The 24,592-nt window shown below is 34.8% G+C and carries 20 protein-coding genes and 3 pseudogenes; 22 read left to right on the top strand and 1 reads right to left on the bottom strand.

Annotated elements, in window-relative coordinates; genetic code table 11:
- Positions 1–92: 92 nt before the first annotated feature.
- The 22 genes and pseudogenes from DIZ30_RS08995 to DIZ30_RS08885 all read left to right on the top strand — a co-directional run.
- Positions 93–647, top strand: a pseudogene (locus DIZ30_RS08995) (ATP-binding protein); the annotation flags it as partial.
- 4 nt (positions 648–651) lie between these two features.
- The gene (locus DIZ30_RS08990) at positions 652–2,775 is read left to right on the top strand and encodes an FUSC family protein (RefSeq protein WP_098188962.1); all 2,124 of its coding nucleotides are present in this window, start codon (positions 652–654) and stop codon (positions 2,773–2,775) included.
- The gene (locus tag DIZ30_RS08985) at positions 2,772–3,779 is read left to right on the top strand and encodes a lysozyme family protein (protein ID WP_098188963.1); all 1,008 of its coding nucleotides are present in this window, start codon (positions 2,772–2,774) and stop codon (positions 3,777–3,779) included. Before DIZ30_RS08990 ends, DIZ30_RS08985 begins: the two co-directional genes overlap by 4 nt.
- Before the next feature lie 16 nt (positions 3,780–3,795).
- A pseudogene (locus tag DIZ30_RS08980) lies at positions 3,796–4,707 on the top strand (conjugal transfer protein).
- A 1,026-nt stretch (positions 4,708–5,733) separates the two neighbouring features.
- A complete protein-coding gene (locus tag DIZ30_RS08975; RefSeq protein ID WP_098188964.1) occupies positions 5,734–6,612 on the top strand; it encodes a hypothetical protein in 879 nt (292 codons plus the stop codon).
- Between the two features lie 40 nt (positions 6,613–6,652).
- Complete coding sequence (locus DIZ30_RS08970; RefSeq protein ID WP_049142180.1) at positions 6,653–7,429, top strand: YveK family protein; 777 nt, start codon at positions 6,653–6,655, stop codon at positions 7,427–7,429.
- Positions 7,430–7,442: 13 nt separating this feature from the next.
- Complete coding sequence (locus DIZ30_RS08965; protein ID WP_098188965.1) at positions 7,443–8,147, top strand: CpsD/CapB family tyrosine-protein kinase; 705 nt, start codon at positions 7,443–7,445, stop codon at positions 8,145–8,147.
- Between the two features lie 27 nt (positions 8,148–8,174).
- A complete protein-coding gene (locus DIZ30_RS08960; RefSeq protein ID WP_049142182.1) occupies positions 8,175–8,939 on the top strand; it encodes a tyrosine-protein phosphatase in 765 nt (254 codons plus the stop codon).
- A gap of 12 nt (positions 8,940–8,951) precedes the next feature.
- Complete coding sequence (locus tag DIZ30_RS08955; protein WP_049142183.1) at positions 8,952–10,772, top strand: nucleoside-diphosphate sugar epimerase/dehydratase; 1,821 nt, start codon at positions 8,952–8,954, stop codon at positions 10,770–10,772.
- 15 nt (positions 10,773–10,787) lie between these two features.
- Positions 10,788–11,981: a DegT/DnrJ/EryC1/StrS family aminotransferase gene (locus DIZ30_RS08950; RefSeq protein ID WP_376737961.1), complete on the top strand. Its 1,194-nt coding sequence runs from the start codon at positions 10,788–10,790 to the stop codon at positions 11,979–11,981.
- 23 nt (positions 11,982–12,004) lie between these two features.
- Complete coding sequence (locus DIZ30_RS08945; RefSeq protein ID WP_098188966.1) at positions 12,005–13,000, top strand: NAD(P)-dependent oxidoreductase; 996 nt, start codon at positions 12,005–12,007, stop codon at positions 12,998–13,000.
- 27 nt (positions 13,001–13,027) lie between these two features.
- A complete protein-coding gene (locus tag DIZ30_RS08940) occupies positions 13,028–13,615 on the top strand; it encodes a sugar transferase (protein WP_049142186.1) in 588 nt (195 codons plus the stop codon).
- Positions 13,616–13,620: 5 nt separating this feature from the next.
- The gene (locus tag DIZ30_RS08935; RefSeq protein WP_159086157.1) at positions 13,621–14,811 is read left to right on the top strand and encodes an ATP-grasp domain-containing protein; all 1,191 of its coding nucleotides are present in this window, start codon (positions 13,621–13,623) and stop codon (positions 14,809–14,811) included.
- Positions 14,812–14,821: 10 nt separating this feature from the next.
- The gene (locus tag DIZ30_RS08930; protein WP_193753198.1) at positions 14,822–16,099 is read left to right on the top strand and encodes a glycosyltransferase family 4 protein; all 1,278 of its coding nucleotides are present in this window, start codon (positions 14,822–14,824) and stop codon (positions 16,097–16,099) included.
- Positions 16,071–16,643: a CatB-related O-acetyltransferase gene (locus tag DIZ30_RS08925; protein WP_098188968.1), complete on the top strand. Its 573-nt coding sequence runs from the start codon at positions 16,071–16,073 to the stop codon at positions 16,641–16,643. Before DIZ30_RS08930 ends, DIZ30_RS08925 begins: the two co-directional genes overlap by 29 nt.
- A gap of 1 nt (position 16,644) precedes the next feature.
- Positions 16,645–17,730, top strand: a complete 1,086-nt coding sequence (locus DIZ30_RS08920; RefSeq protein ID WP_098188969.1) for a glycosyltransferase — start codon at positions 16,645–16,647, stop codon at positions 17,728–17,730.
- A 118-nt stretch (positions 17,731–17,848) separates the two neighbouring features.
- The gene (locus tag DIZ30_RS08915) at positions 17,849–18,943 is read left to right on the top strand and encodes a DUF6337 family protein (protein WP_234414797.1); all 1,095 of its coding nucleotides are present in this window, start codon (positions 17,849–17,851) and stop codon (positions 18,941–18,943) included.
- Positions 18,944–18,963: 20 nt separating this feature from the next.
- A complete protein-coding gene (locus DIZ30_RS08910; protein WP_049142192.1) occupies positions 18,964–19,986 on the top strand; it encodes a glycosyltransferase family 2 protein in 1,023 nt (340 codons plus the stop codon).
- Complete coding sequence (locus tag DIZ30_RS08905; RefSeq protein WP_098188971.1) at positions 19,983–21,410, top strand: lipopolysaccharide biosynthesis protein; 1,428 nt, start codon at positions 19,983–19,985, stop codon at positions 21,408–21,410. The genes DIZ30_RS08910 and DIZ30_RS08905 overlap by 4 nt, the downstream gene beginning before the upstream one ends.
- A gap of 2 nt (positions 21,411–21,412) precedes the next feature.
- A complete protein-coding gene (locus DIZ30_RS08900; protein WP_049142194.1) occupies positions 21,413–22,726 on the top strand; it encodes a nucleotide sugar dehydrogenase in 1,314 nt (437 codons plus the stop codon).
- A gap of 145 nt (positions 22,727–22,871) precedes the next feature.
- Positions 22,872–23,018: pseudogene (locus DIZ30_RS08895) on the top strand (sugar phosphate nucleotidyltransferase); the annotation flags it as partial.
- A 265-nt stretch (positions 23,019–23,283) separates the two neighbouring features.
- Positions 23,284–23,577, top strand: coding sequence for a DUF2087 domain-containing protein (locus DIZ30_RS08885; protein ID WP_002290286.1), 294 nt, complete (start codon positions 23,284–23,286; stop codon positions 23,575–23,577).
- A gap of 87 nt (positions 23,578–23,664) precedes the next feature.
- On the opposite strand, the gene DIZ30_RS08880 is transcribed toward DIZ30_RS08885, so the two are convergent.
- Positions 23,665–24,321 (bottom strand): CPBP family intramembrane glutamic endopeptidase, encoded by a 657-nt coding sequence (locus DIZ30_RS08880; protein ID WP_002290288.1) that lies wholly within the window; start codon positions 24,319–24,321, stop codon positions 23,665–23,667.
- Positions 24,322–24,592 lie beyond the last annotated feature (271 nt).

Genomic DNA, 24,592 nt, shown 5'->3' with positions numbered 1-24,592 from the left:
TTCACTCTCCTTGTATGCTTTAGCGGGTATTACAATTTGAGTGTAACATAAATGGCTTTTTTATTTGTCTCGCTTAATTATACAAACGGCGTAAACAGTTAAATATCATTCAAGTAGCGGATTTAGTTTTACCAGATGCAGAAACCACTTTTGAAGAATATACCACCATGGAGTTGCTTAGTGTTTCTATGCTAATCGTCATTTCCACTTTTGCTTTGGACTTCATCCATAGCAACCGAGAAATTTTCAAGATAGTGGACTTGGATGAGGCGTGGAGTTTTCTTCAAGTGGCACAAGGAAAAACATTATCGAATAAGCTCGTTCGTGCTGGGCGGGCCATGAATGCCGGAGTTTATTTTGTTACGCAAAATAGTGATGATTTACTGGATGAACGCTTGAAGAATAATATCGGGTTGAAGTTTGCGTTTCGCAGTACCGATATTCATGAAATCAAGAAAATCTTGGAATTCTTTGGCTTGGATCGAGAAGATGAAAGCAATCAAAAACGCCTGAGAGATTTGGAAAACGGTCAGTGTTTAATGCAAGATTTGTATGGGCGAGTAGGTGTGGTTCAAGTTCATCCAGTCTTTGAAGAACTCTTCCATGCTTTTGATACCCGTCCACCTATTCATGAGAGAATGGAGTGAGGGGATGAAAAAGAAACTTTTTCGGATTGTGGGAATCGTTTTTATTAGCATCATCACTCTGACAGTTCTATTGAGTTTAGTCGGTACGATAGCTGAGGCAACTGGTCTGGTTGATGATACAGTTGAAGCCGGAAATCTTTATTCCCAATATTCACTTGGTAACTATCAGTTGGATTTCTTTGTGGATAGTTCATGGGATTGGCTACCGTGGAATTGGGGCGATGGCTTAGGAAAGAGCGTAATGTATGGTCTTTATGCCATTACTAATTTCATTTGGACGGTGAGTTTGTATTTGTCGAACGCCACGGGTTATGTGGTTCAAGAAGTTTATAAACTAGATTTCATTTCGGATACGGCTGAAAGTATTGGAAAGAATATCCAAACATTGGCTGGTATTACTGAAAATGGACTCCAGACCTCCGGATTTTATTTTGGGTTTCTATTATTGATGATTTTAGCTCTAGGGGTGTATGTGGCGTATACCGGATTATTAAAACGAGAAACCACGAAAGCAGTTCGAGCCGTGATTAATTTTGTGATGATTTTTCTACTTTCGGGTTCTTTTATTGCGTATGCGCCTACCTATATCACAAAAATTAATGACTTTAGTTCAGATGTTAGTGAAGCGGCTCTTAGCCTTGGGACCGAGATTGTTGTACCCAATTCAAAAAGCCAAGGAAAAGATAGCGTGGATTTGATTCGGGATAGTTTGTTTTCAATTCAAGTCCAGCAGCCTTGGTTACTCTTGCAATTTGATGATTCCAATATAGAGGAAATTGGCGAAGATCGGGTCAACAAGATTCTATTCGTGAGTCCGGATGAAAACAAGGGCAAGGATCGGGAAGAAGCGGTCAAAGCGGAGATTGAAGACAATGACAATGCGAATCTAAGTATAACCAAGACCATGAGCCGCTTAGGGACCGTGATTTTTTTGGTGCTGTTCAATATTGGGATTTCCTTCTTTGTCTTTCTTCTGACAGGAATTATGTTGTTTTCACAAATTCTCTTCATTATCTTTGCGATGTTTCTACCTATTAGCTTTTTATTGTCGATGTTGCCAACTTATGAAAGTTTGGGGAAAAAGGCGATTATTCGCTTATTCAATACGATTATGATGCGAGCGGGAGTGACCTTGGTTATCACCACGGCATTCAGTATTTCTACCATGTTTTTCAATATTTCAGCGACCTATCCCTTCTTTATGGTAGCATTTCTGCAAATTGTGACTTTTGCCGGGATTTATTTCAAATTGGGGGACATTATGAGTATGTTCAACCTCCAAAGCAATGATAGCCAGTCAATGGGCAGACGTGTCATGCGGAAACCGCAAATGTTGATGAATCGTAAACTACGGCAACTTAATCGAAATGTTGGGCGAACATTGGCTTTTGGTGGTGGTGCAGCAGTTGGTGGGAAACTAGCAAAAGATCAATCAAAAACCAGATCGAAGTCTTCTGGTTGTTCTCCACGAAAGAATCCATCATTATCTAACAATAAAGAGGTAATATCTGACCCGAATAAGGAAAATCCAATCTCAAAAAATAAGAAACAATCTCGAATGAATTTGGCCGGAAGAAAAATCGGCAAGGGACTAGATACCCAATCAATGGTAAAAGCCAAAGCACAACAAGTAAAGGATCAAGTAAGGAATACACCAACTAATTTGAAATACAATCTGCATAAAGAAATCGAAAAGACGAAAAAAGCACCAGAAGAATTCAAGCGTGGACTTGTCCAAGAAAAAGCGAATCGAGCGGAGTTGCGAGAAAAACAACGACAACGTAGAGATGAAAAAATGGCTGAAAAGCGGAAAGTATTGGGAAATTCAGCAAATCGTCATAGAAAAGGTAGGAGCAATGTTCCGATAAAAGAGGAATCCAAATCTCAGAAAAGTAAGATACCAAAGAATGTACCAGCCAATCGAATTGTAAAAATGAATTCGAATCCTGAAATCAAAAGAAGACTCTCAAATCAAAAATTGAGTACGAAAGAAAATAATCAACCAGTAAGAAAAGTGACTCCTATCCAACAGGCGAAGAAGCGATCTATTCTTGCAAAAGCAGGCAATCGAAAAGTACAAAAAAGAGTGAGTCATCCTCCAAAACTAAGGCCGGGTGAGACTAAATGACCATAAGAAATTTGAGTACAATCTCGTTGGCAATCCTGACGATTTCTTTTATGGGCATCTTGATGTGTGTCGGCTTATTATTTGGTGAGGATAGTGAAGGAAGCAACAGTTCTGGTACCTCTCCCGGTGGCAGTAGTGTCTCAGAAGAAGTATTAAAACATCGGTCACTGGTAGAAAAGTATGCCAAGGAATCGGACATTTCAGATTATGTACCGATTCTTTTGGCGATTATTCAAGTGGAGTCGGGTGGTACAGCAAAAGACGTGATGCAAAGCTCTGAATCAGCTGGCTTACCACCTAATTCTTTAGATACCGAGGCATCCATTAAACAAGGGTGTTTCTATTTTGCTTCTCTGGTTAAACGAGCTAAAGAGTTAGGCTGTGATCAAGATAGTATCATCCAAGCCTATAATTATGGTGGAGGCTATATAAATCATGTCGCAAAAAATGGAAAGAAGCATAGTTTTGCTTTGGCGGAATCCTTTTCAAAAGAAAAATCAGGTGGTCAAAAAGTTGATTACCCCAATCCAATCGCCATTAAAGAAAATGGCGGGTGGCGCTACAACTACGGAAATATGTTTTATTGTTTGTTGGTGAAACAATATCTGACCACGATACAGTTTGATGATAAAACAGTCCAAGGGATTTTTGACGAGGCATTTAAGTATGAAGGAATGGCTTATGTATTTGGTGGATCAAGTCCCGCAACGGGTTTTGATTGCAGTGGCTTAACTCAATGGTGTTATGCCAAAGTTGGTCTGAAACTTCCACGGGTGGCACAGGATCAGTATGATGCCATGAGTCATATTGACCTAAAAGATGCCAAGCCAGGAGATTTAATTTTCTTTCACTCAACTTATGATGCTGGTACTTACGTGACTCATGTCGGCATTTATGCAGGAGAGAATCAGATGTTCCATGAGGGAGATCCAGTGGGCTGGACGAATCTTACCGAACCCTATTGGCAGCAACATCTTATCGGAGCCGGTCGATACAAACAATAGAAAAGAGGAATGGAAAATGAACATAAAAATTGAACGAAGTCAGAAGGAGAAGACTCCAAAAAAGAAGAAAGAACGAGTAATTTCAGTGGGCAAGCATCGGAAAATGGTTCTTGTCCTTTGGTTTTTATTGTTTTGTAGTCTCGCTTTTGGGATATACAAAAATTTCACAGCAATTGACCAACACACGACTCATGAGAAAGTGGTTGTGAAAGAAAAAATAGTGAATACTTCTGGTGTCGAGAACTTTACGATTGATTTTGCGAAGGAGTATTTTTCTTGGAAGAATGACAAAGAAGCCATCGAAAAGAGAATGACTACTCTTGAACAATATCTGACTGAGGAAGGGGTGACTTTAAGTCAAGATATGGTTCGAGCGGATATTCCCACTAGTTCCGAAGTTCAAGTAGTAAAAATTCTAGATGTTGAGAAGCACTCAGAAGAATTTGTTATTTCATTTTTAGTGGAGCAAAAGATTACAGAGGGGAAAAAGACACAACAGGTTTTTTCTGCATATCAAGTGAGGATATTTGAAGATAAAAAAGGCAACCATATTGTGACGAGTCTGCCTACGATGATTGGAAAACCAGAAAAAGTGAAGTATGAGGAAAAACCAGTGGCAAGTGATTCAGAAATTGATGCCAAAACAGCGGAAGAAATCACTGAATTTTTAGAGACATTTTTCAAGCTTTATCCAACTGCATCAGAAAAAGAACTTGAGTATTATGTAGAAAATGATGTTATGCGACCAATCAATTCGAATCTTAAATTTGTGGAATTAGTGAATCCAATTTATACGCAAAATGAAAAAAGTATTCAAGTGAGAGTTGATGTAAAATACCTTGATACTCTATAAAAAGTAACGAATTACTTTCAGTATGAATTGGAATTACAAAATGATGGAAATTGGAGAATTATTGTCTCTGAATAAAAACAAGTTAGAATAATAGGTGAATGATGTTATTGTTGGTAGAGTGAATTCACCAAGTAAGGTGGATCAATCATGGGGAACCGTATCATAAATGATGCGGTTTTTTAGTATTAATTTCTGAGATTAATATTGATTTAATGGTTTTTTTGGAAGGGAACCGCAGGAGAAAATGATACGAGTGTCCTAGTTAATCTGTATCATTTAGTGGAGCAAGGCTAAGTAATGCGTATGAAATCAAGGTTCTATAATATTTTGTGTTGGTGGAAAATCGAAACCGATTTTCTGCCAACACTTTTTTCTTGTATGCAAATCAAAAAGAGACTCACAAAAGAAATAAGCATCTGTATCTGTTCATAAAACTGTCTCCTAAGTTTAGTGTCAATTTATTTGACGGATATTTATAAGTTACTATCGGTTTGGATTGGTAACACTAAATTGGGAATAACTACATCCTTGACTTGGGATGTAGCAGTACGCTCTTAGTGCTAAAATTGAAAATCATAATTTGATGCTACTGCCGGGAGTTATTCGGCAGACTTATCCTACACACTTACATTAAACAACATCTATGAGTGACTTTTCTAGTTACTGATTCTTTTTGCGGGAAATAGAAAAGTCATTTTTTCGAAAAAAACTCAGAAAATACTACTTGCAATAATTCTGGACAGCCACTATGATAGAAATAACAGGAAAATCTACTAAGTACAGCCAGAGACTTGTACTCAGCTAACTAGTTTATTCCAGAATGCTGCATAATTTGATAGATTCATACTTTTATGTTTTTTTGCATATCGAAGTAGGTAGTCATATTTTGACTATCCAATTTGATAAAATATCGTTTATGCGAAACGTACTATAGTTGGTGCATCACTAGAGTTAAAAGTGTACAATGCTTAGTTTTTTTGAATCTTTATCGCAAATAGCTTCAAAAAACACTTTTTTGGATACGTTGAAATATTTAGTTGAGTATAGTACAATACGAACAATTGTGACAAATAACAATTTTTTGGGAGTGAGTAAAGTTAGATGGGAAGACCCTTAGCAAAAGGCCTAGCTGTCGTAGCCGTCGGTATCGGAGCACTGGGTATATGTTACATCGGTTACCGAGCCGATAAAACACATCAGTATGAACAACGAGTTCAGTACGCCAATAGTACCATTGCAAAAAGCCAAGAGCAGTTAGTGACTCTCACAAAAACCATTGATTCGTTTTATCAAGAAGGTCAATCAATTTTTTTGAGAGAAAATTTGACGGAGTCCGAGCTTGCGGCCGTACGAGGAAAGCTTGAATCTGTCAAAGCTGATGCTGAAGAATACCATATTCAAGCAGAAGACCTAACAGACGATGCTGGGGGGATTCAAGAGACCAAAGACGCCCTTGTGAAAAAAGTTAATTTGGTCAATGACAAATTAACTATTCAAGAAAAGACCAATAACTTGTTTGAGAATCCTGTGAGTTCTTGGCAGAAGCCGGTTAATGATGTAGTGATTAAAAAAGACATTTCAGACGAATCAATCGGAGAAATTCGAGAAACCTTGAAACTGTCGACGTTAGCTGACCAATGGCAAAAAAATATCACTGAGTATCTAGATTTTGCCAATGCACAGTTGACTAGGATTAAGAACATTGAAGCAACCATCGACAGCTTACTTAAAAATGGTCAAATCACAGACAAGGCAAATTATGAAAGCTATATTGCCTTAGCAGAGAGCATCGGTCAAGTTCGTAATCTCACCTATAAGGAATCCTTTACAGCCTCACTGAACACCATAAGTGAGCAGTTAGGATACGGTACCTTGTCACCAGGTGATAGCGGTGAGTCGGGAAATGAGTCTTCTGATGAAGGTAATTCTCATGAAGAAGCATTCACCGAAGAATATGCTGAGCCTGACGACGAACAGTAAACAGTCTTTGTAGAAAATGAAAGAGAAAGTGGAAACACTAATGGAAGAGACAATCAGTTTGAAGGAAATATTTGACATCTTAAAGAAGCATGTCGCTGCAATATTGATTAGTATGTTCGCTGGCTTGGCTCTGGCAAGCGTGGCGACGTTTTTTATCATTACGCCGAAATACAATTCACAAGCCCAATTGATTGTTAAACTACCTCGAACAGATGCGACCAATGCGGGGGATGTCAATACGAACTTATTGATGATTAATACGTATAAAGATATGATTACTGGCGACTTGGTCATGAGCACTGTCAAAGATCGTCTGGAGTCAGAATATGATCTGGATAAAACTGTCAGTGAACTCAAAGGTGCCATCCAAGTCCAACAATCCCAGAATTCCCAAATGTTTTCCATCGTAGCAACCGATACAAAACCAGTGGATGCGGAACATATCGCCAACACCACAGCGAAAGTCTTCCAAGAAAATGCTAAAGATGTTTTGGATGTCGACAAGATTTCAATCATTTCAAATGCACAAGCCTCCATGACACCAGTCTCTCCCAACAACAAACTGAACTTAGCAATCGGCTTGGTTCTAGGGATGATGGTAGGGGTTGGCTTGGCCTTCTTATTGGAACTGTTGGACCGTACCGTCAAAGATAGCCGGTTCGTAGGAGAAAATCTCGGCTTTACCATCCTTGGCTCAGTCCCACAAATGACAGATAAAGAGCTTAAGAAGACCACAAAATCAGTGGCTGCAGTGCAAAAGCAGGACAATTCCACAACCAAACAAGACAAAGCTCGTCGCAGTCGCTCACGAGTATAGGGAGATATCGATTATGGGAAAACGAAACAGTAAACATCATAGCCAACAAACCAGTGCCGTCAGTCTCATCACACTAGCAGACAAAACGTCACCAATCTCAGAACAGTACCGGACGATTCGGACCAATATCCAGTTTGCTTCAGCAGACAAAAAAATTCAGACCATCGTCGTGACTTCATCTGGACCGGCAGAAGGTAAATCCACGACTTCAGCGAATCTTGCCGTGGTCTTCGCTAGCTCCGGTCAACGTGTGCTTTTGGTGGATGCGGATATGCGTAAGCCAACTGTTCACAAAACATTTGGGTTAAGTAATGATACCGGTCTGAGCCTCGTCTTGAGTACCGATCAAAGCGTCTTGGAAAATGCGCGCACAGTCGGAATCGAAAATCTGTCCATCTTACCAAGTGGGCCTAAGCCGCCAAACCCTTCTGAATTACTAGGCTCTGTACGTATGAACCAAGTCATTGAGGAAGCGCGCCACCTGTATGATGTTGTTATTTTCGATATGCCACCTGTGGTCGCCGTGACGGACGCTCAGATTATGGCGTCAAAAGCTGACGGCACACTGCTAGTTGTTAGAGAAAACGTCACGCGAAAAGATACATTAACCAATGCGAAAAATCTGTTGGAAATGGTGCAAGCGCGAGTATTAGGCGTGGTATACAATGGCACGCAAAATATGAAAGACCAAGGTTACTACTATTATTATGGTAACTAAGTTGAATTGATTTGAGGAGGAGATTGGATGATTGATCTTCATTGTCATATCTTACCGGGAGTAGATGATGGGGCAGATACGTTAGCTGATAGCATTGCCATGGCAGAAAAAGCCATCAGCCAAGGCATCACACATATCTTGTGTACCCCCCATCATAATAATGGGAAATATGTGAATCCGAAAGCTGCGGTTATCGATAAAGTGGCTGAGCTCCAGGCGGAACTCGATCGTCGTAACCTCCCTCTGACCCTACTGGAAGGGCAAGAGGTGCGGATTACGGGGGATTTAGTAGAAGAAATCCAACAAGATCAGATTTTGTTTACAGATTTGGCAGATACCTATCTTTTGATTGAATTTCCTACGATGGATGTCCCAGCCTGTACGGAGCAACTTTTTTTCAAGCTGCGAAATATGGGAAAGGTGCCAGTCATCGTCCATCCGGAAAGAAATGCGAAGTTTCGTGAAGATCCCAATCGCCTGATTCCATACTTGGAGATGGGGTGCCTCGCGCAACTCACCGCTCCAAGCTACATAGGTGTCTTTGGTAAAGACATCCAAAAGACGGCAAAGCAGATGGTTGAGCATAACCTCGTTCAGATGATGGCGTCTGACGCTCATGGTATCAAAAAAAGAACGTTTGCAATGAAAGAAGCCTTTCGCCAAATCGGACATGACTTTGATGAAGAAAAAGTCAAAACTATGGAACAAGTGGCGAAAGATTTGATAAATGGGGATGCGGTCACATACCCAGATTATACAGAAGTTAAGAAGAAACGGTTTGGATTATTTTAGGAGGCGTTTTCGTTGTTTGCATTAACAAGAAAAAGAAAAATTGGTATCTTAGTTGTTTTAGATAGTTTATTGGTTGCTTTAGCGTGTGTTATCAGCTATTTCTTTATGAAACCCTATGTGGATGTTACGACAAAATTTTTAATGCTATCGATGATTCTATCAATTGTTTTATATCTGATGTTTGGGACGATTTTTAAAGTCTTCACCCGCATCAATCGCTACACCAATCTACGGGAAATCATGGCTATCTTTTTTGCCACGACCTGTCAATTTTTGGTGGGCTTACTTGTCATGCAATTCTTTTGGAATCAGACGTTTAGTCGCCGTTTTGAATTGTTGAGTTATATTTTGACTTTAACTTTAATTATCGCTAGTCGTTTGTCGTGGCGGATATTTGTAGAACAACGAAACAGACGTCAAGGAAAGGGGACTAAGATTGAACGTACCATTATCGTCGGCGCTGGTGAAGGCGGTCGAATTCTACAAAATAGTTTGGTTGGTACTCCTACTTCAGGAGAAATTGATATTATCGGCTTCGTGGATGATGATCCCAATAAAGTCGGCACTTACCTTGCTGGTAAAAAAGTCTTAGGTACGCTATCAGATTTACCACAATTAATTAAAGACAATCAGATCGATATGGTGACTATTGCTATTCCATCATTATCAAGTACTCGGCTACAAGAAATCTTTGCTAAACTTGCGGACACAACTGTCAAAGTTAATGCCATGCCTTCCATGGAAGACATGGCTTCAGGTAAAATTTCCATCAGTCGTTTGAAAGAAATCGACGTAGTGGATCTTTTAGGTCGTGAAGAAGTCAAATTGGATATGGACTCCATCAAAGACCAAATCACCGGTAAAGTAATCTTAGTAACCGGCGCTGGCGGATCAATTGGTTCAGAACTATGTCGCCAAGTAATGAAATTTAATCCTAAACAATTATTACTATTAGGACATGGCGAAAACTCCATTTATCAAATTCACCAAGAAATGTTAAACAGTCATCGTCACGGTCAAACAGAATTTGTACCAATTATCGCTGATGTCCAAGATCGCAAACTAATCTTTGAACTAATGGCCGAATACAAACCAGATATCATCTATCATGCCGCAGCTCACAAACATGTTCCTCTTATGGAATACAATCCTAGAGAAGCTGTTAAAAACAATGTCTATGGTACAAAAAATGTTGCTGAAGCTGCCAAAGCAAACAACGTGAAAAACTTCGTCATGATCTCCACTGATAAAGCCAACCACCCAACAAGTGTTATGGGTTCTACAAAACGCATGGCTGAAATGATTGTCACTAGCTTAAATGAACCAGGGAAAACGAAATTCTCTGCTGTCCGTTTCGGTAACGTATTAGGATCTCGTGGTAGTGTGATTCCATTGTTCCGCAAGCAAATCGCAAAAGGAGGTCCAATCACCGTCACTGATTTTCGCATGACCCGTTACTTTATGACTATCCCAGAAGCAAGTCGCCTAGTTATCCAATCAGGTGCCTTAGCCAAAGGTGGAGAAATTTTCATCTTAGATATGAGTGAACCAGTGAAAATTGTCGATCTTGCCAAAAACATGATCAGACTTAGCGGCCTTACTGAAGATGATATCGAAATTGTGGAATCAGGTATTCGCCCTGGAGAAAAACTTTATGAAGAATTGTTACTGGATAAAGAACGCAATGATGAAGAAGTCTTTGAAAAAATCTTTGTCGGTAATATCCAAGGTTTTTCAATTGATGAAGTCATGCACTTTGTTGAAGGATTGTCAGATGATGATGATGAACTAGCTAAACAAGTATTAGCATTTGCTAATGAATCAAATAAATAAAAAAGGATGACAACAATGAAAAAAAATATTCCTTTCTCCCCCCCTGATATTACTGACTTGGAAATTGAGAATGTTCTACAAGTTTTAAAGTCTGGATGGATTACGACTGGGCCTATGACTAAAAAATTAGAAGACTTGGTTTCTTCATATTGTGACACAGAAAAAACAGTTTGTTTAAACTCCGCAACCGCATGTCTAGAACTTTGTTTACGGGTTTTGGGAGTTGGACCTGGAGATGAAGTAATCACTTCAGCGTATACTTATACAGCATCAGCAAGTGTTATTGATCATGTTGGGGCTAAAATTATTTTAGTTGATACAGAGCCAGGAAAGTATCACTTGTCCTATGAAGCACTTGAAAATGCTATTACTGATAAAACGAAAGTTATTATACCAGTTGATATTGCGGGAATTATGTGTGATTATGACGAAATATTTAGGATAGTTAATGATAAACGAAAATTATTCACTGCTAATAATACTATTCAAGAAAAAATTGGTAGGATAGCGATTCTGGCTGATGCGGCACATTCTTTTGGTGCAACATATAAAAATCGTAAATCAGGATCTGTCGCAGATTTTACAAGCTTTTCATTCCATGCTGTAAAGAATATCACAACAGCTGAAGGTGGGGCGTTAACGTGGAAATCATTAGGAGTCGAATTTGATACATGGTTTTATCATCAGGTTCGAAGACTGTCTTTACATGGACAAACAAAAGACGCATTTGAAAAAATGGGTTTGAATTCATGGGAATACGATATTGTTTCTCCGGCGTATAAATGTAATATGACCGATATTCATGCAGCTATTGGGGTCGTACAAATTGAACGAATTAATGAATTATATAAATCTAGAACTGAGTTATATAACCATTATATAAAAACATTTATTTCAAGTTCGGATATCAGTGTATTATTACATGATCACAATGATTCAATTTCGAGTAAGCATTTACTATTAACTCAAGTAAAAGGCAATCGAAATGCGTTGATAAATGCTCTGGCTGAAGAAGGTATAGCGACAAACGTTCATTACAAACCGTTGCCTTTATTAACTGCTTATAAAGAAAAAGGATTTTCAATTGACAAGTTTCCTAATGCAATGAAGTTGTTTGAAAATGAAATGACCCTGCCACTAAATACTTTAATGAAATTTGAAGATATCGACTATATTCATGATAAGATAAGTCGTTTTTTTAAAAAATAAATAATGAAATCGAGGAGTATGCTATGTACTTGGTAATTGGTGGGACTAGTTTTATTGGAGTTTATGTTGTTGATGAATTGTTGGCACAGAATAAAAAAGTTATGGTAACAGGAAGAAATCAAAAATTTAAGAATTATTATGAAAGTAAAGGCGTGCAATTTATTAATCTAGATATTACGAATAGAAATGACTTTGTAACAATTCCAGAAATTGAGATTGAAGGTATTATATTATTAGCTGGATTATTACCAGCAAATAGTACTGCAGACTTGAATGAAACAGAAAATGCTAGTGAATATATAGAAATAAATACAATAGGAACGGCAAATGTGATAGAATTTGCACGTTTAAGAGGAATTAAAAGAGTAATATCAACAACTTCTTATGCGGATGTTTTTAATTCTTGGAAAGAAAATATTGCTATTACTGAAGACGAGCCAAGAGGTTTCTTACTCGAGGGAGACCATGCTGCATATATTATCTCTAAAAATGCGGCAACGGATTTAATGCTTTATTACAATAAACAGCATAAGATGAAAAATGTGATCTTCCGATTGCCCCCTGTATATGGGGTAGGACCACATGGATCATTGTTAATTAATGGGAAAATGAAAAAATCTGGATTGCAGATTTTTATTGAGAAGGCTAAGAACGGGGAAGACATCGTAATTTTTGGTAATCCTAAGTTAAGTCGCGATATAGTTTATGTAAAAGATGTGGCTAAGGCAACTTTTATGGCTCTTGATAGTGAACGGGCAGAAGGATTGTATAATATGACATCAGGAAGACCTCTTTCGCTTGAAAAACAAGTGAAAGATATTATTGATGTTTTTGGAGATAGGAAAAAATCAAGTATTAAATATGCTCCCAATATTGGTAATAACACTCCATCATATCTTTTTTCTATTGAGAAAGCCAAGAAAGATTTTGATTTCTCACCAGATTTTGCTAATTTTAAGAAGATGATGATGGATTATAAAAAAGTTGAAGAAAGTAAGGTTTATAAGAATTTATTTTAGAAAAAAGATAATACGAGGATACTTATTATGTACAAGATATTTAAGCGAATCATTGATGTGATTGCATCAATAGTGGCAATGCCATTTCTTTTTGTAGCGTTATTGATTTTTGGATTAATAATTAAATTGGATGACGGTGGTTCCATTTTTTATAAAGCGAAACGACTAGGTACCGATAGACGTATTTTTACTATGTATAAATTTAGAACTATGATTGAAAATGCACCTGATTTTCGTTCTGAAGATGGTTCAACTTTAAATTCAGAAGACGATCCTAGATTGACTAGAATTGGAAAGTTTATGAGAAAAACTAGTATCGATGAAATTCCACAATTTCTCAATGTATTAATTGGTGATATGAGTCTCATAGGACCCAGACCAGATTCAGCTTTCTGGGCAGAAAACTATTCTGAAGAGGAAAAGATAATCCATACTATAAGACCGGGAATAACAGGTTATAACCAAGTAATTAATAGAAATGCTGCATCAACAAAACAAAAGTTACAAAATGATATCTACTATGTGGAAAATTTATCATTGAAATTTGATATATGGATCTTTTTTATGACAATTAAAAAGGTTTTAAAATCGGAAAATGTTTATAGAGAGGATTAATGTACTTGAAAAAAATACTGATATTAGGAGCAAGTTTATTACAGATACCGACTATTTTAGAGGCAAAAAAAATGGGGTTATTTACCATTGTTGTAGATATGGATAGAAATGCACCTGGAATAAAATATGCAGATGATTTTTTCGAGATAAGTACTCTTGATAAAGATGAAATTTTTTTATTGGCAAAAGAAGAGCGTATTTGCGCTATTGCAACAGCAGCAACAGATCGACCAATGGAGACCGTTGCATATATTTCGGATAAATTAAGTCTTGACATTGTGAGTTCTACTACAATAGCAAAATCTACTAATAAATTTTATATGCGTGAAGAATTAAAAAGGTCTGGAGTTCCAATACCTCGGTATGCAAAAGTTGAAAAAAGTAATGACATTCTTAATTTCATAAATAAGAATAAGAATATTGATTTTATATTGAAACCAGCAAATTCATCTGGTTCAAGAGGAATAAGATTTATACCTGCAACATCAAATATTGAAGAGATAGAAGAAGCTTTTCAATATACTAAATCTGCAACAAATTTGGATTATATTTTAGTTGAAGAATACATGCCAGGTGAAGAAGTTAGTGTGGAATCAATTATGGTTAATGGTAAGAACCATATTATTGTAATTACAGATAAGATTACTACAGGTAGTCCATATTTTGTTGAACTTGGGCACTCGCAGCCATCACAACTATCTGAAGATATTCAAAGTAAAATTAGGAGAATTGTCTCAGATTCGCTGTCTGCAATAGGCTATACAAATGGGGTTTCGCATGTGGAAGTAAAAATAACTGGAAGCTGTGTGCGAATTGTAGAAATAGGTCTCCGTTTAGGGGGAGATTGCATTACAAGTCATTTAGTACCATTGTCTACAGGAGTTAATATTGTCCGACAAAACTTGAATTTCGCAACAAAATCGCCCCTTATCTATACTCATACTAAAAATAGAGGAGCTGCTATTATGTTTATTGAGGCAAGGGAAGGGAAAATTAAAGATATAAAAAACGAAAATGAGCTAAATAGTGGGTTTGTTGAAGAAATAGTATTCACAAAAAAAATTGGAGATGAGGTTTTTGGTACAAAACAGAGTGGTGATCGAATCGGGTATGTAATATGTGACGGATCTACTCCCGAAATAGCACAATATAATTGCAAAAAAGCACTTGAGAAAATTGAAATAATCTATGAATGAGGAATGAATGATGAAAGTTTGGATTGTGGGTGTTGGAGAACCATTACCTATTGATGGCGAAAATACTAGACTTAGAAGAATTGGAAATTTTAGTAACTATCTATCAGAAAATGGACACAGTGTGGATTGGTTTTCTGTATCCTTTGATCATTATAAAAAGCGTCAAAGAGTTCAACAAAATCAAACTTTTATTTTAAACGAAAGATTAAAATTACATGTGGCAAAGGTATCTGGATATAAAAAAAATATTTCATTACAAAGGATATATCATCACTATGATGCTTCAAAACAAATTTTTAAGCTTTTAAAAAAAGAACCTAAGCCGGATGTTATATTATCAGGAAACACTCCTATTGAAGTCATTACAATGGTAACAAAGTATGGCAAGGATAATAATATTCCAGTAATAACTGATGTTAGGGATTTATGGCCAGATATTTTTAAGGAATCAATGCCAGAAAAATTTCGTTCGTTAATTACCCCGTATGTTGTTTTTAGTAACAAAAAGGTCGATACCTATTTCCGTAATTCGTATTCAATTGTGGGTTTATCTGAAGGTTTTTTAAGTTTTGGATTGGAGCATGCGAAAAGAAGCCGGAAAAAAACAGATACAGTAATCCCTATTGCGTACCCTGACTATAGTTATAATTATTCGGAAAATGAGTTTTCATCACTTTGGAGCAAACATGGTGTTGAATCAAATGATTTTATTATTTCATTTACTGGAAATTTTGGTAATCAGTTTTCTTTCGAAAGTATAATTAATGCTTCTAATAAGTTAACTGGTATTAGTAATTTGAAGTTTGTTCTTTGCGGAACGGGTCCGCAAATGGAATATGTTAAATCAAAATGTAGTGATAATGTGATTTTTCCTGGGTGGATTGAGAAAGATATGATAACTTCTCTTCTTCAGTGGTCAAAACTGGGAATTGCGCCCTATATTAACAGTACTAACTATCAATTAAATACACCTAATAAATTTGGTGAATATCTATCTGCCAGTCTTCCAATTTTACTATCAGTAGATGGCGTGATGAAAAATTTAGTTGATGAGTATCATTGCGGATCATATTATAAAGATGGTAGTGCTTTAGAAAAGATTATTAAAAATTACTTTGATAATTTTGGTAAACTATATTCTGAATCAATTAACGCGCGAAGTCTGTACGAAGCTAACTTCCAAATTGATATAGTACAAGAAAAGTTTATGAAACATCTTCAATTTGTTATTGATGAATATAAGTTGACTGGAGGAAAATATGAACAAGATAAAAAAAGCTTGTTTTAGAGCTTTCAGAATATTATCAGGGAAAAAAGGTGTGTACGGGAATTTAGGAACTGGGAACAGGTTTACAAAAGGTGTATTCATAGAGGAAGGCGCTTGTATTGGCAAATTTAATTATTTTGGACCGTATAGTATGGTTAATAATGCAAGAATTGGAAATTATTGTTCTTTCGCACCAAATGTAAAAGTTGGACCTGGTGAGCACAGTATTAATCATGTGACTACCTATCAAAAAATTAGTTCAAAAATCAATGGATTTAGGTTAAGTCAGAATCCTGCAGTAATTAAAAATGATGTTTGGTGTGGAGCAAACGTTGTTGTTATGCAGGGAGTAACTATTGGAAATGGTGCTGTTATTGGTGCAAATGCAGTAGTTACACATGATATTCCGGACTATGCAATAGCAGTAGGTATACCAGCTAAAGTTATTAGATATAGATTCAAAGAGGAAAGTATAGAAAAAATAATTCGTAGTAATTGGTTTGAAGAGGATTTTGAAGAGGCTTGTTCTATTTTACGTGAACTGGAGAAGGGACTGAGTCAGTGAAATGAAAATTTTATTTCTTGCAGCAGCAAATAGTATTCATTCAATAAGGTGGGTTAATTCTCTTGCTGAATTAGGCCATGAAGTTCATTTTGTTTATTTACCTAATCAAAATCCAGATATAGATGGGATTGATAAATCAGTCATTCAATACAAATTGAAGTATGGTGGCAACAAAGGTTATTATTTAAATGCTCCCTTATTAAAAAAAATTTTTATCAATGTAAAGCCTGATGTTGTAAATGCACATTATGCAAGTGGTTATGGTACGTTAGCAAGAGTTTCACGATTGAGGCCGCTACTCTTATCGGTATGGGGAAGTGATGTCTATGATTTTCCAGAAAAAAATACTATTACTAATAGAATTGTAAAATCAAATATTCGCTATGCAGATCGAATTGCTTCAACTAGCTATGCTATGGCTAATCAAGTAAAGAAGCTCATGGATAATGATAATCTTAAAATAGACATCACCCCCTTCGGCGTCGATTTATCTAATTTTGAAAACATTACATTGAAGAGTAATAAACCTATTATTATAGGGACAATAAAAACACTTGCTCCCAAATATGGACTTTCATACTTAATTAAGGCTATAGACTTTGTTCGGAATAAAACAGAAAAACATTTTAAGTTAGAAATATATGGTAAGGGTCCGGAAAAAGAAAGTTTGCAAAAATTAATCAGTGACTTATCTCTTAATGATATTATTGAATTAAAAGGATATATTCCGAATTCTCAGGTGCCTCAAGTTCTTAATACATTTGATATTTTTTGTGTCACCAGCATTATGAATAGTGAAAGTTTTGGGGTCGCAGCCGTAGAGGCAATGGCAGCTAAATTGCCAGTTGTAGCTACTGATGTTGATGGTTTTAAAGAAGTTGTTCAGGATAGAGTTACAGGAATAATTGTAGAAAAAGGAAATATCAATATGATTGCTAACGCTATTTTAGAACTTATCGAAAACTCTCAGCTAAGATGTAGTTATGGACAAGCTGGTTATAAAAGGGTTACGGATTTGTATGATTGGGATAAAAATGTAAAAAAAATGGAAAAAATTTATCTTTCCATGTTAGATAAAGGAGAATGAGATGTTTTTTATTTTTTTAGTATTTATCCTCGTAACAAATACTATTGAGTTTTTTTTATACAAAACACTATTTAATCCTTACTCGTTAATATCTTTAGTTTATTGTTTTTTAATTTCATTGAATAATTATTATGCTGTTTCAAGATTTAGTTTTTTTGAAGTTGAAGACAAGACTATGATTTTTCTGTCGTTTTTCTTATTGTTAGTTTTTATTATCAGCATCCTATTTAGGTTCCTTTCTATAGAGAAAACTTCAACCCGATTAAACCTGTGTGAATATAAAGAAATGATTTTCAAGAAAGAGAAAGTTATTTTAATATTTTTCGATATTGGATTAATAGCAAAGTATATTTCTTTATTCCAGAGTATAAGTAGGTATGGATTTGATAATTTAAAAGGTAATGCTTTTGGAATTTTTGCTCATATAGGTAGCCTTGCAGGTATCCTCTTACCGTTTGTTTTTTTGATTTATTTATCGGATAAGAAAAAGTTTTTTCGACTAATAACATTTTTATTAGTTTTAGTTAATATTTTAATTTTTGGAGGTAAATATTTAATTTTGATAACTGTCTTGTATGTAATTATTTTCTATGCTTTGATTAATAGAGTATCTACAAGTAAAGTTATTCGATATAGTTTGATTGCATTAATTTTCGCAATTCTTGTATTTTTCTTCAATTATGTGGTACGTCCCATTCTCGAGCTTGGATATTTTAATTCAGATTTAACAAAAAACAATTTTGATTTTGCAATACAACATTTTTTTTATTATCTATTAAGTCCAGTAATTGCCATGAATAGTTATTTCAGTGTAATTTTGAATTCACAGATAGGAATCCCAATTTTATTTACTGTTCCTATAAATATTTTCAAGGCTTTATTTAGGGTAGGAAATTATGTTTCACCAATATACGAAGATACAGTTCAGATAAGTCCGGGTTTGGGAACTAATGTTGCTGGCTTTTTTGCTGAGGCAATTCATACTGGCGGATGGTTGATCGGGACAGTTACAATCATCTTTTTCTTTGTTTTTGTGTATTATTGCTACGTGAAATATATCCGATATTCACGTCTTACAGCATTAACCTCCTATCTATTATCTGTTGTAATTTTTATGTTTTTTGGTAATTTTTTAACAGTATCAGGAGTGGTTTTGAATATTATGTATTTAGTTGTTCTTGAGATTTTGTTAACAAAAAAAATAACTCTATAGAATTGGGGTAATAAAATAATATGTCAACAACGGCAATTGTAATTTTAAATTGGAATGGTGCAACAGATACGATTGAATGTATAAAATCTCTTGTTTCTAATGAGCATTCATTCTTCAGTATTTTTGTTTTGGATAACGCCTCAAACAATAAAGATACTGATAAGCTAGAAAAATGGATTCTTAATTATAGTTCTGAAAGGTATATTTGTAGTGTTTCTGAATTCGAGCAATGTAGTAACTTTATGTTAAAGGGTATAACCCTTGTCAAAGGAGAGAAAAATCTCGGATTTGCAAAGGGTAACAACTTAATTTTAAAAAAAATATATCACTCTTTTGATTACTGTATTTTGTTAAATAACGACACAGTAGTAACGGATAATGCATTGACAAATATGACTGTAGTATTTGATAAAAATCCAAAAGTTATGGTTGCAACATGTAATATCAGATATTATTCAAATCCTGATAAATTATGGAATGCAGGTGGTAAGTTTACTTTCTACGGTGATAGAAAATATTTTTCTAGTAAACAAATTGATTCCAATATCAAAAATGGAAATATGATAATTAGTGCACCATTTGTAACTGGATGTGTTCTTATGATTCGACAAAGTATTTTTTCTGATGTTGGCTTTTTAAGTGAAGATTTCTTTTTTGGTGAAGAAGATTTTAATTATTGTATGAGGCTTAGAAAGAAAAAAATTCAAACGGTTAGTATCTTAGATTCGATAGTTTACCATAAAATTAGTTCTTCAATTTCTAAAGCTGTTTCAGGAGAAATACTGCTTCGAAAAGCAATTTTACATTTCACAAATAGAACAATTAATCAAAAAAACTTTATGAGTAAAGCAAGATGGCAAATTTGGAGATATGCATATTTATCTGCAATTTGGTTCAATATTTATAAGCAAACAAAAAATAGGAATAAGGCACAGTATGTATATAATAAAGTTAAGGAATACTCAGATCTGTACAGTGGAGTAAATTATGATTTATTTAGAGAAATAAATAATCTTACTTTTGAGAAAGTAGGAGTTTCATGAATTTACGATTGAAGAAGTTTGTAACTAATATGTCCTATTCTCTATCATCGAATATTTTAGCTTTACTTGTATCTTCACTTGTTATATTAGTTGTTCCCAAATTATTGGGTGTTAAAGAATATGGTTATTGGCAACTTTATTTATTCTATACCTCTTATGTAGGGTTTACACATCTAGGCTGGAGTGATGGGATTTATCTTCGATTAGGTGGTGAAAAATATGATGATTTAGATAAGAATAAATTATACTCTCAGTTTTGGATGCTAGGGTTTTCACAGCTAATTTTAGGATTTGTATTGTTAATTTGTATTACATTCGTTAATAAAGTTAGTATGGATAAAGTATTTATATTTGAAATGACTTTATTGTGTATGATTGTTTCAAATATAAGAATAGTGTTGCTACATATACTGCAGGCAACAAACCGAATAAAAGAATATGCAGTTATTACTATTATTGATAGATTGGCCTACTTTTTGTTAATTGTCGTTTTCTTAATTTTTGGAGTTAGAAACTATAAATTTATGATTTTTGCCGACATAGTAGGAAAATCTTTATCTTTGCTTATTTCAATCTATACATGCAAGGATCTAGTACTTCAAAATATAAGAAATTTTTCTTTAAATATCAAAGAAGCTTTATACAATATATCTATTGGTATGAAGCTTATGTTGGCAAATATCGCAAGTATTCTAATAATTGGAATTGTTAGATTTTCAATTGAAAGACAATGGGATGTATCTACCTTTGGTAAGGTCTCATTAACATTGAGTATTTCTAATTTAGTTATGGTTTTTATTAATGCGATTGGATTAATTATGTTTCCGTTTCTCAGAACATTAAGAAGAGAAACATTACCTAAGTTCTATAAGCTTCTCAGAAGTTCCTTGATTTTAGTTTTGCTAATTTTATTATTGTTTTATTATCCCTTCAGAGCAATTTTAGAAGTTTGGCTACCTCAATATGCTGAGAGCTTAAAATATATGGCTTTAGTATTTCCAATTTCACTGTATGAAGGGAAAATGGCACTTTTAATTAATACGTATTTAAAAACTTTACGGCTAGAGCGTCTTATTTTGCTGTCTAACATGCTAACAGTAGTTCTTAGTGGTGTGGTTACTGTGATTACTGTATTCGTGTTGAAAAGTTTAACTCTGGCAGTTTTATCGATTGTAGCTCTTTTAGCTTTTCGATCAATTTTTGCTGAACTTCAGTTAGTGAAATATTTGAAAATTGATGTTTATAAAGATATTTTATATGAGAGTATGATGGTATGTAGTTTTATTATTTCCGGATGGTTTTGTACAGGTGTGAGTGCCTTTATGATTTATCTCATTTGCTTTGCATTTTATCTTTTTGTGAAACGAAATGATATAAATAGAGTCTTCAAAGAAAGTAAGAAATTATTAGAGAAGAGGAATTAAGAATGAGTTTGTATGAAGAAATAATCGATAGGAAAGAAAATATTGCTGTAGTTGGCTTAGGATATGTTGGTATGCCGATAGCAGTTTCTTTTGCAAGAAAAGTAAATGTTATTGGATACGACTTAAATCAGGGGAAAATAGATGCGTATAAAGCAGGGATTGATGCAACGAGAGAAGTAGGAAATGATAAAATTAAGAACACTGCGGTATACTTTACCTCTGACGAAAAAGAGTTGAAAAAAGCAAAGTTTTTCATTGTTGCCGTTCCAACACCTATTAATCAAGATAAGACACCTAATCTTAAACCTGTTGAAGACGCTAGTATCACCGTTGGTAGAAATCTGAGAAAAGGCTCAATTGTAGTCTATGAATCAACAGTGTATCCAGGAGCAACTGAGGATATTTGTATTCCAATCTTAGAGAAAGAATCTGGTTTAGTTTGTGGGAAAGACTTTAAAATAGGATATTCCCCTGAAAGAATTAATCCTGGAGATAAAGTGCACACTCTTGAAACAATTACAAAAATTGTTTCTGGTATGGATGAGACTACATTAGAAGAAATTGCTCAGGTTTATGAAATCATTATTGAAGCGGGTGTCCATAGAGCAAGTTCGATAAAAGTTGCTGAGGCGGCTAAGGTAGTGGAAAACTCCCAAAGAGATATAAATATTGCATTTGTGAATGAATTAGCTAAAGCATTTGATAAAATGGGAATTGATACAAATGAAGTCGTTGATGCAATGAATACTAAGTGGAACTCTCTTGGATTTAGACCTGGGTTAGTTGGAGGGCATTGTATTGGAGTTGATCCATATTACTTTATATATCAATCAGAAAATTTGGGATACACCTCGCATTTAATAACTATGGGAAGACAAGTTAATGATTCAATGGGCGAATTTGTTGCAGATGCGGTTATTAAGCAACTAGCCCTAGCTGGTAAAACAATAAAAAATGCTGAAGTAACTATATTTGGATTAACTTTTAAAGAAAATTGTCCTGATTTGCGTAATTCAAAAGTGATTGATATTGTTTCGCGTTTAAATGAATATGGAATAAAACCACATGTTGTGGATCCGTGGGCTGACGTGGATGAGGCTCATTATGAATATGGTGTAGACTTAGAAAATATTGAAGATATTCAAAATCAAGATGCATTAGTTTTTGCAGTAGACCATAGAGAATTTCATGAGCTTAATATCAACGATCTTTCAAAATTCTATCGAGAAAATGATGAAAGAGTGCTGATTGATATTAAAAATATTTTTTCTAAAAATGAACTATTAAAAAATGATTTTTATTTTTGGAAACTATAGAATTACAGATTGTTTTAGAGAAAAGACGTTTTTTTACATTAGCTCTCAAGGAGTTTGAAAGAAATTTCAGCTCCCTGTTTTTGATTTAGGTGTCTTATCGAATTTCTATCTGTATTTGAATAAGTTCACAATTGGAGTGATTCGAATGAAAGGTATAATCTTAGCCGGGGGCAGTGGCACACGTCTATATCCATTAACCAAAGCGACATCAAAACAATTGATGCCCATCTATGATAAACCAATGATTTATTATCCAATGTCTACTTTAATGTTGGCAGGAATCAAAGAAATCCGTCGTTAATCATTGTTATCAGACAGAGAAAGAACCCTTGGTATTCAAGGGTTCTTTTTTTGTTCTTATCATGTAATGCAATATTCTTGATTCAGTATTTTTTAATTACTCGACTGGGCGAATAACTTATTAGGATGAGTCTTCCGACAAATATTAGTAAAAAAAAGAGCCATGTGATAATATCTTTCTTGAGAGTAACCGCTTTAAAAAATTCAGAATATTCTAACATAAATGGAGTATTCTTAGAATCAAAAGGAGAAAGAAGATGATTTATACTTATACGGAGCAAGAGAAAATGAAAGTTTTGGAGACATTTATGAAGGATGGAAAAGTAAAACAAGTACCAAGCGCAACAAAAAAGAAATACATCTTGCTGAAAGAAGTCTTGAAACGATTCGAACATGGAGTAATCTATACAGAAACAGAAGTCAATTCGATATTGATGGACATATTTTCTAGTGCTGATTATGTCGAACAAAGGCGTTATCTAATCACATTCGGTTTTTTCAAAAGAAGTTCGGATGGTCGAGCGTATCAGTTGATGGGAAATGAAAATTAGAAGTTTTGATTTATACTAATTGAAAAAAATTCAAGTATGCGGCGTAGAACCAATGTCGCATACTTGAATTTTTTTTGTCATCTGTATCTATAATACAAAACCAAGAACGTTATTCAAAATATGGATAGCCATGATAAAAGCTAATGAGCGATTCGCAGTTAAATAAGCAATCGTCAGTAAAATCGTTCCAGGAGCGTACATGAAAAAATCAATTGGATGCGTTACATGAATAAATGTAAATAGAAAAATAGAAATCAAAGAAGACAAAATTAAACCAATAGATTGAGAAAGCCAATTAATTAAAAGATGACGAAAAATAAGTTCTTCTAAAATCGGGCCAAGGAAAGCAAAAACAATCAAAGTCAAAAATAGCGGCGTTTGTTTTCCTAATTGCGATAAATATTCCTGATTGGCTGATTGGTTAGTAGGACCTAAAATGTGTTGCATGAAGACATCTACTAAAAAGATCAAGCCTACCCAAAAAAATATACTAGCAATTCTCAGCCAAGTTTTTTCTTTGAAATAAGAAAAACTTTCTATGATCTCTTTACGAAACAAAATGATTCCAATAATAGAAGGAATACATAAGTTAACCGCGAACACAACAAACTCTGAATGTATTAAATCACTGTTCGTTACCATAGATAATAAGGCTAATGGAAGGATCCCTAATTGAAATCCTATGAATAAAAAATAAAGAATGAATAAAGATAATTCTCTTTTATTTGTACGAATAAACGTCAAAACGTACCTCCTAAAATTAGATTTTGGACAAATGTCCTTTAAAAAGATAACAAGATTTTGTTCTTGAAACAATATATATGCTTTTATTCTTCCCCCCTAGCTTCCAAAATTAAGCAATACTTCAATTCATCAAGTTTTATCTTTTTTTTAATAATCGTAAAAAAAGAGTATTTTTTATTTCTTAATTGTCAAATTAAGTTAGACAGATCATCAATACTTACGTAACTCAAAAATACTTCCAAAGGTGTTCGATAATCCAGTGATTTTCTAG

The organism is Enterococcus sp. H57 (assembly GCF_003112495.1).
GTDB lineage: Bacteria > Bacillota > Bacilli > Lactobacillales > Enterococcaceae > Enterococcus_B > Enterococcus_B faecium.
Note: the sequence above shows the minus strand (reverse complement) of the source record. Positions and strands in the feature narration are given on the sequence as shown.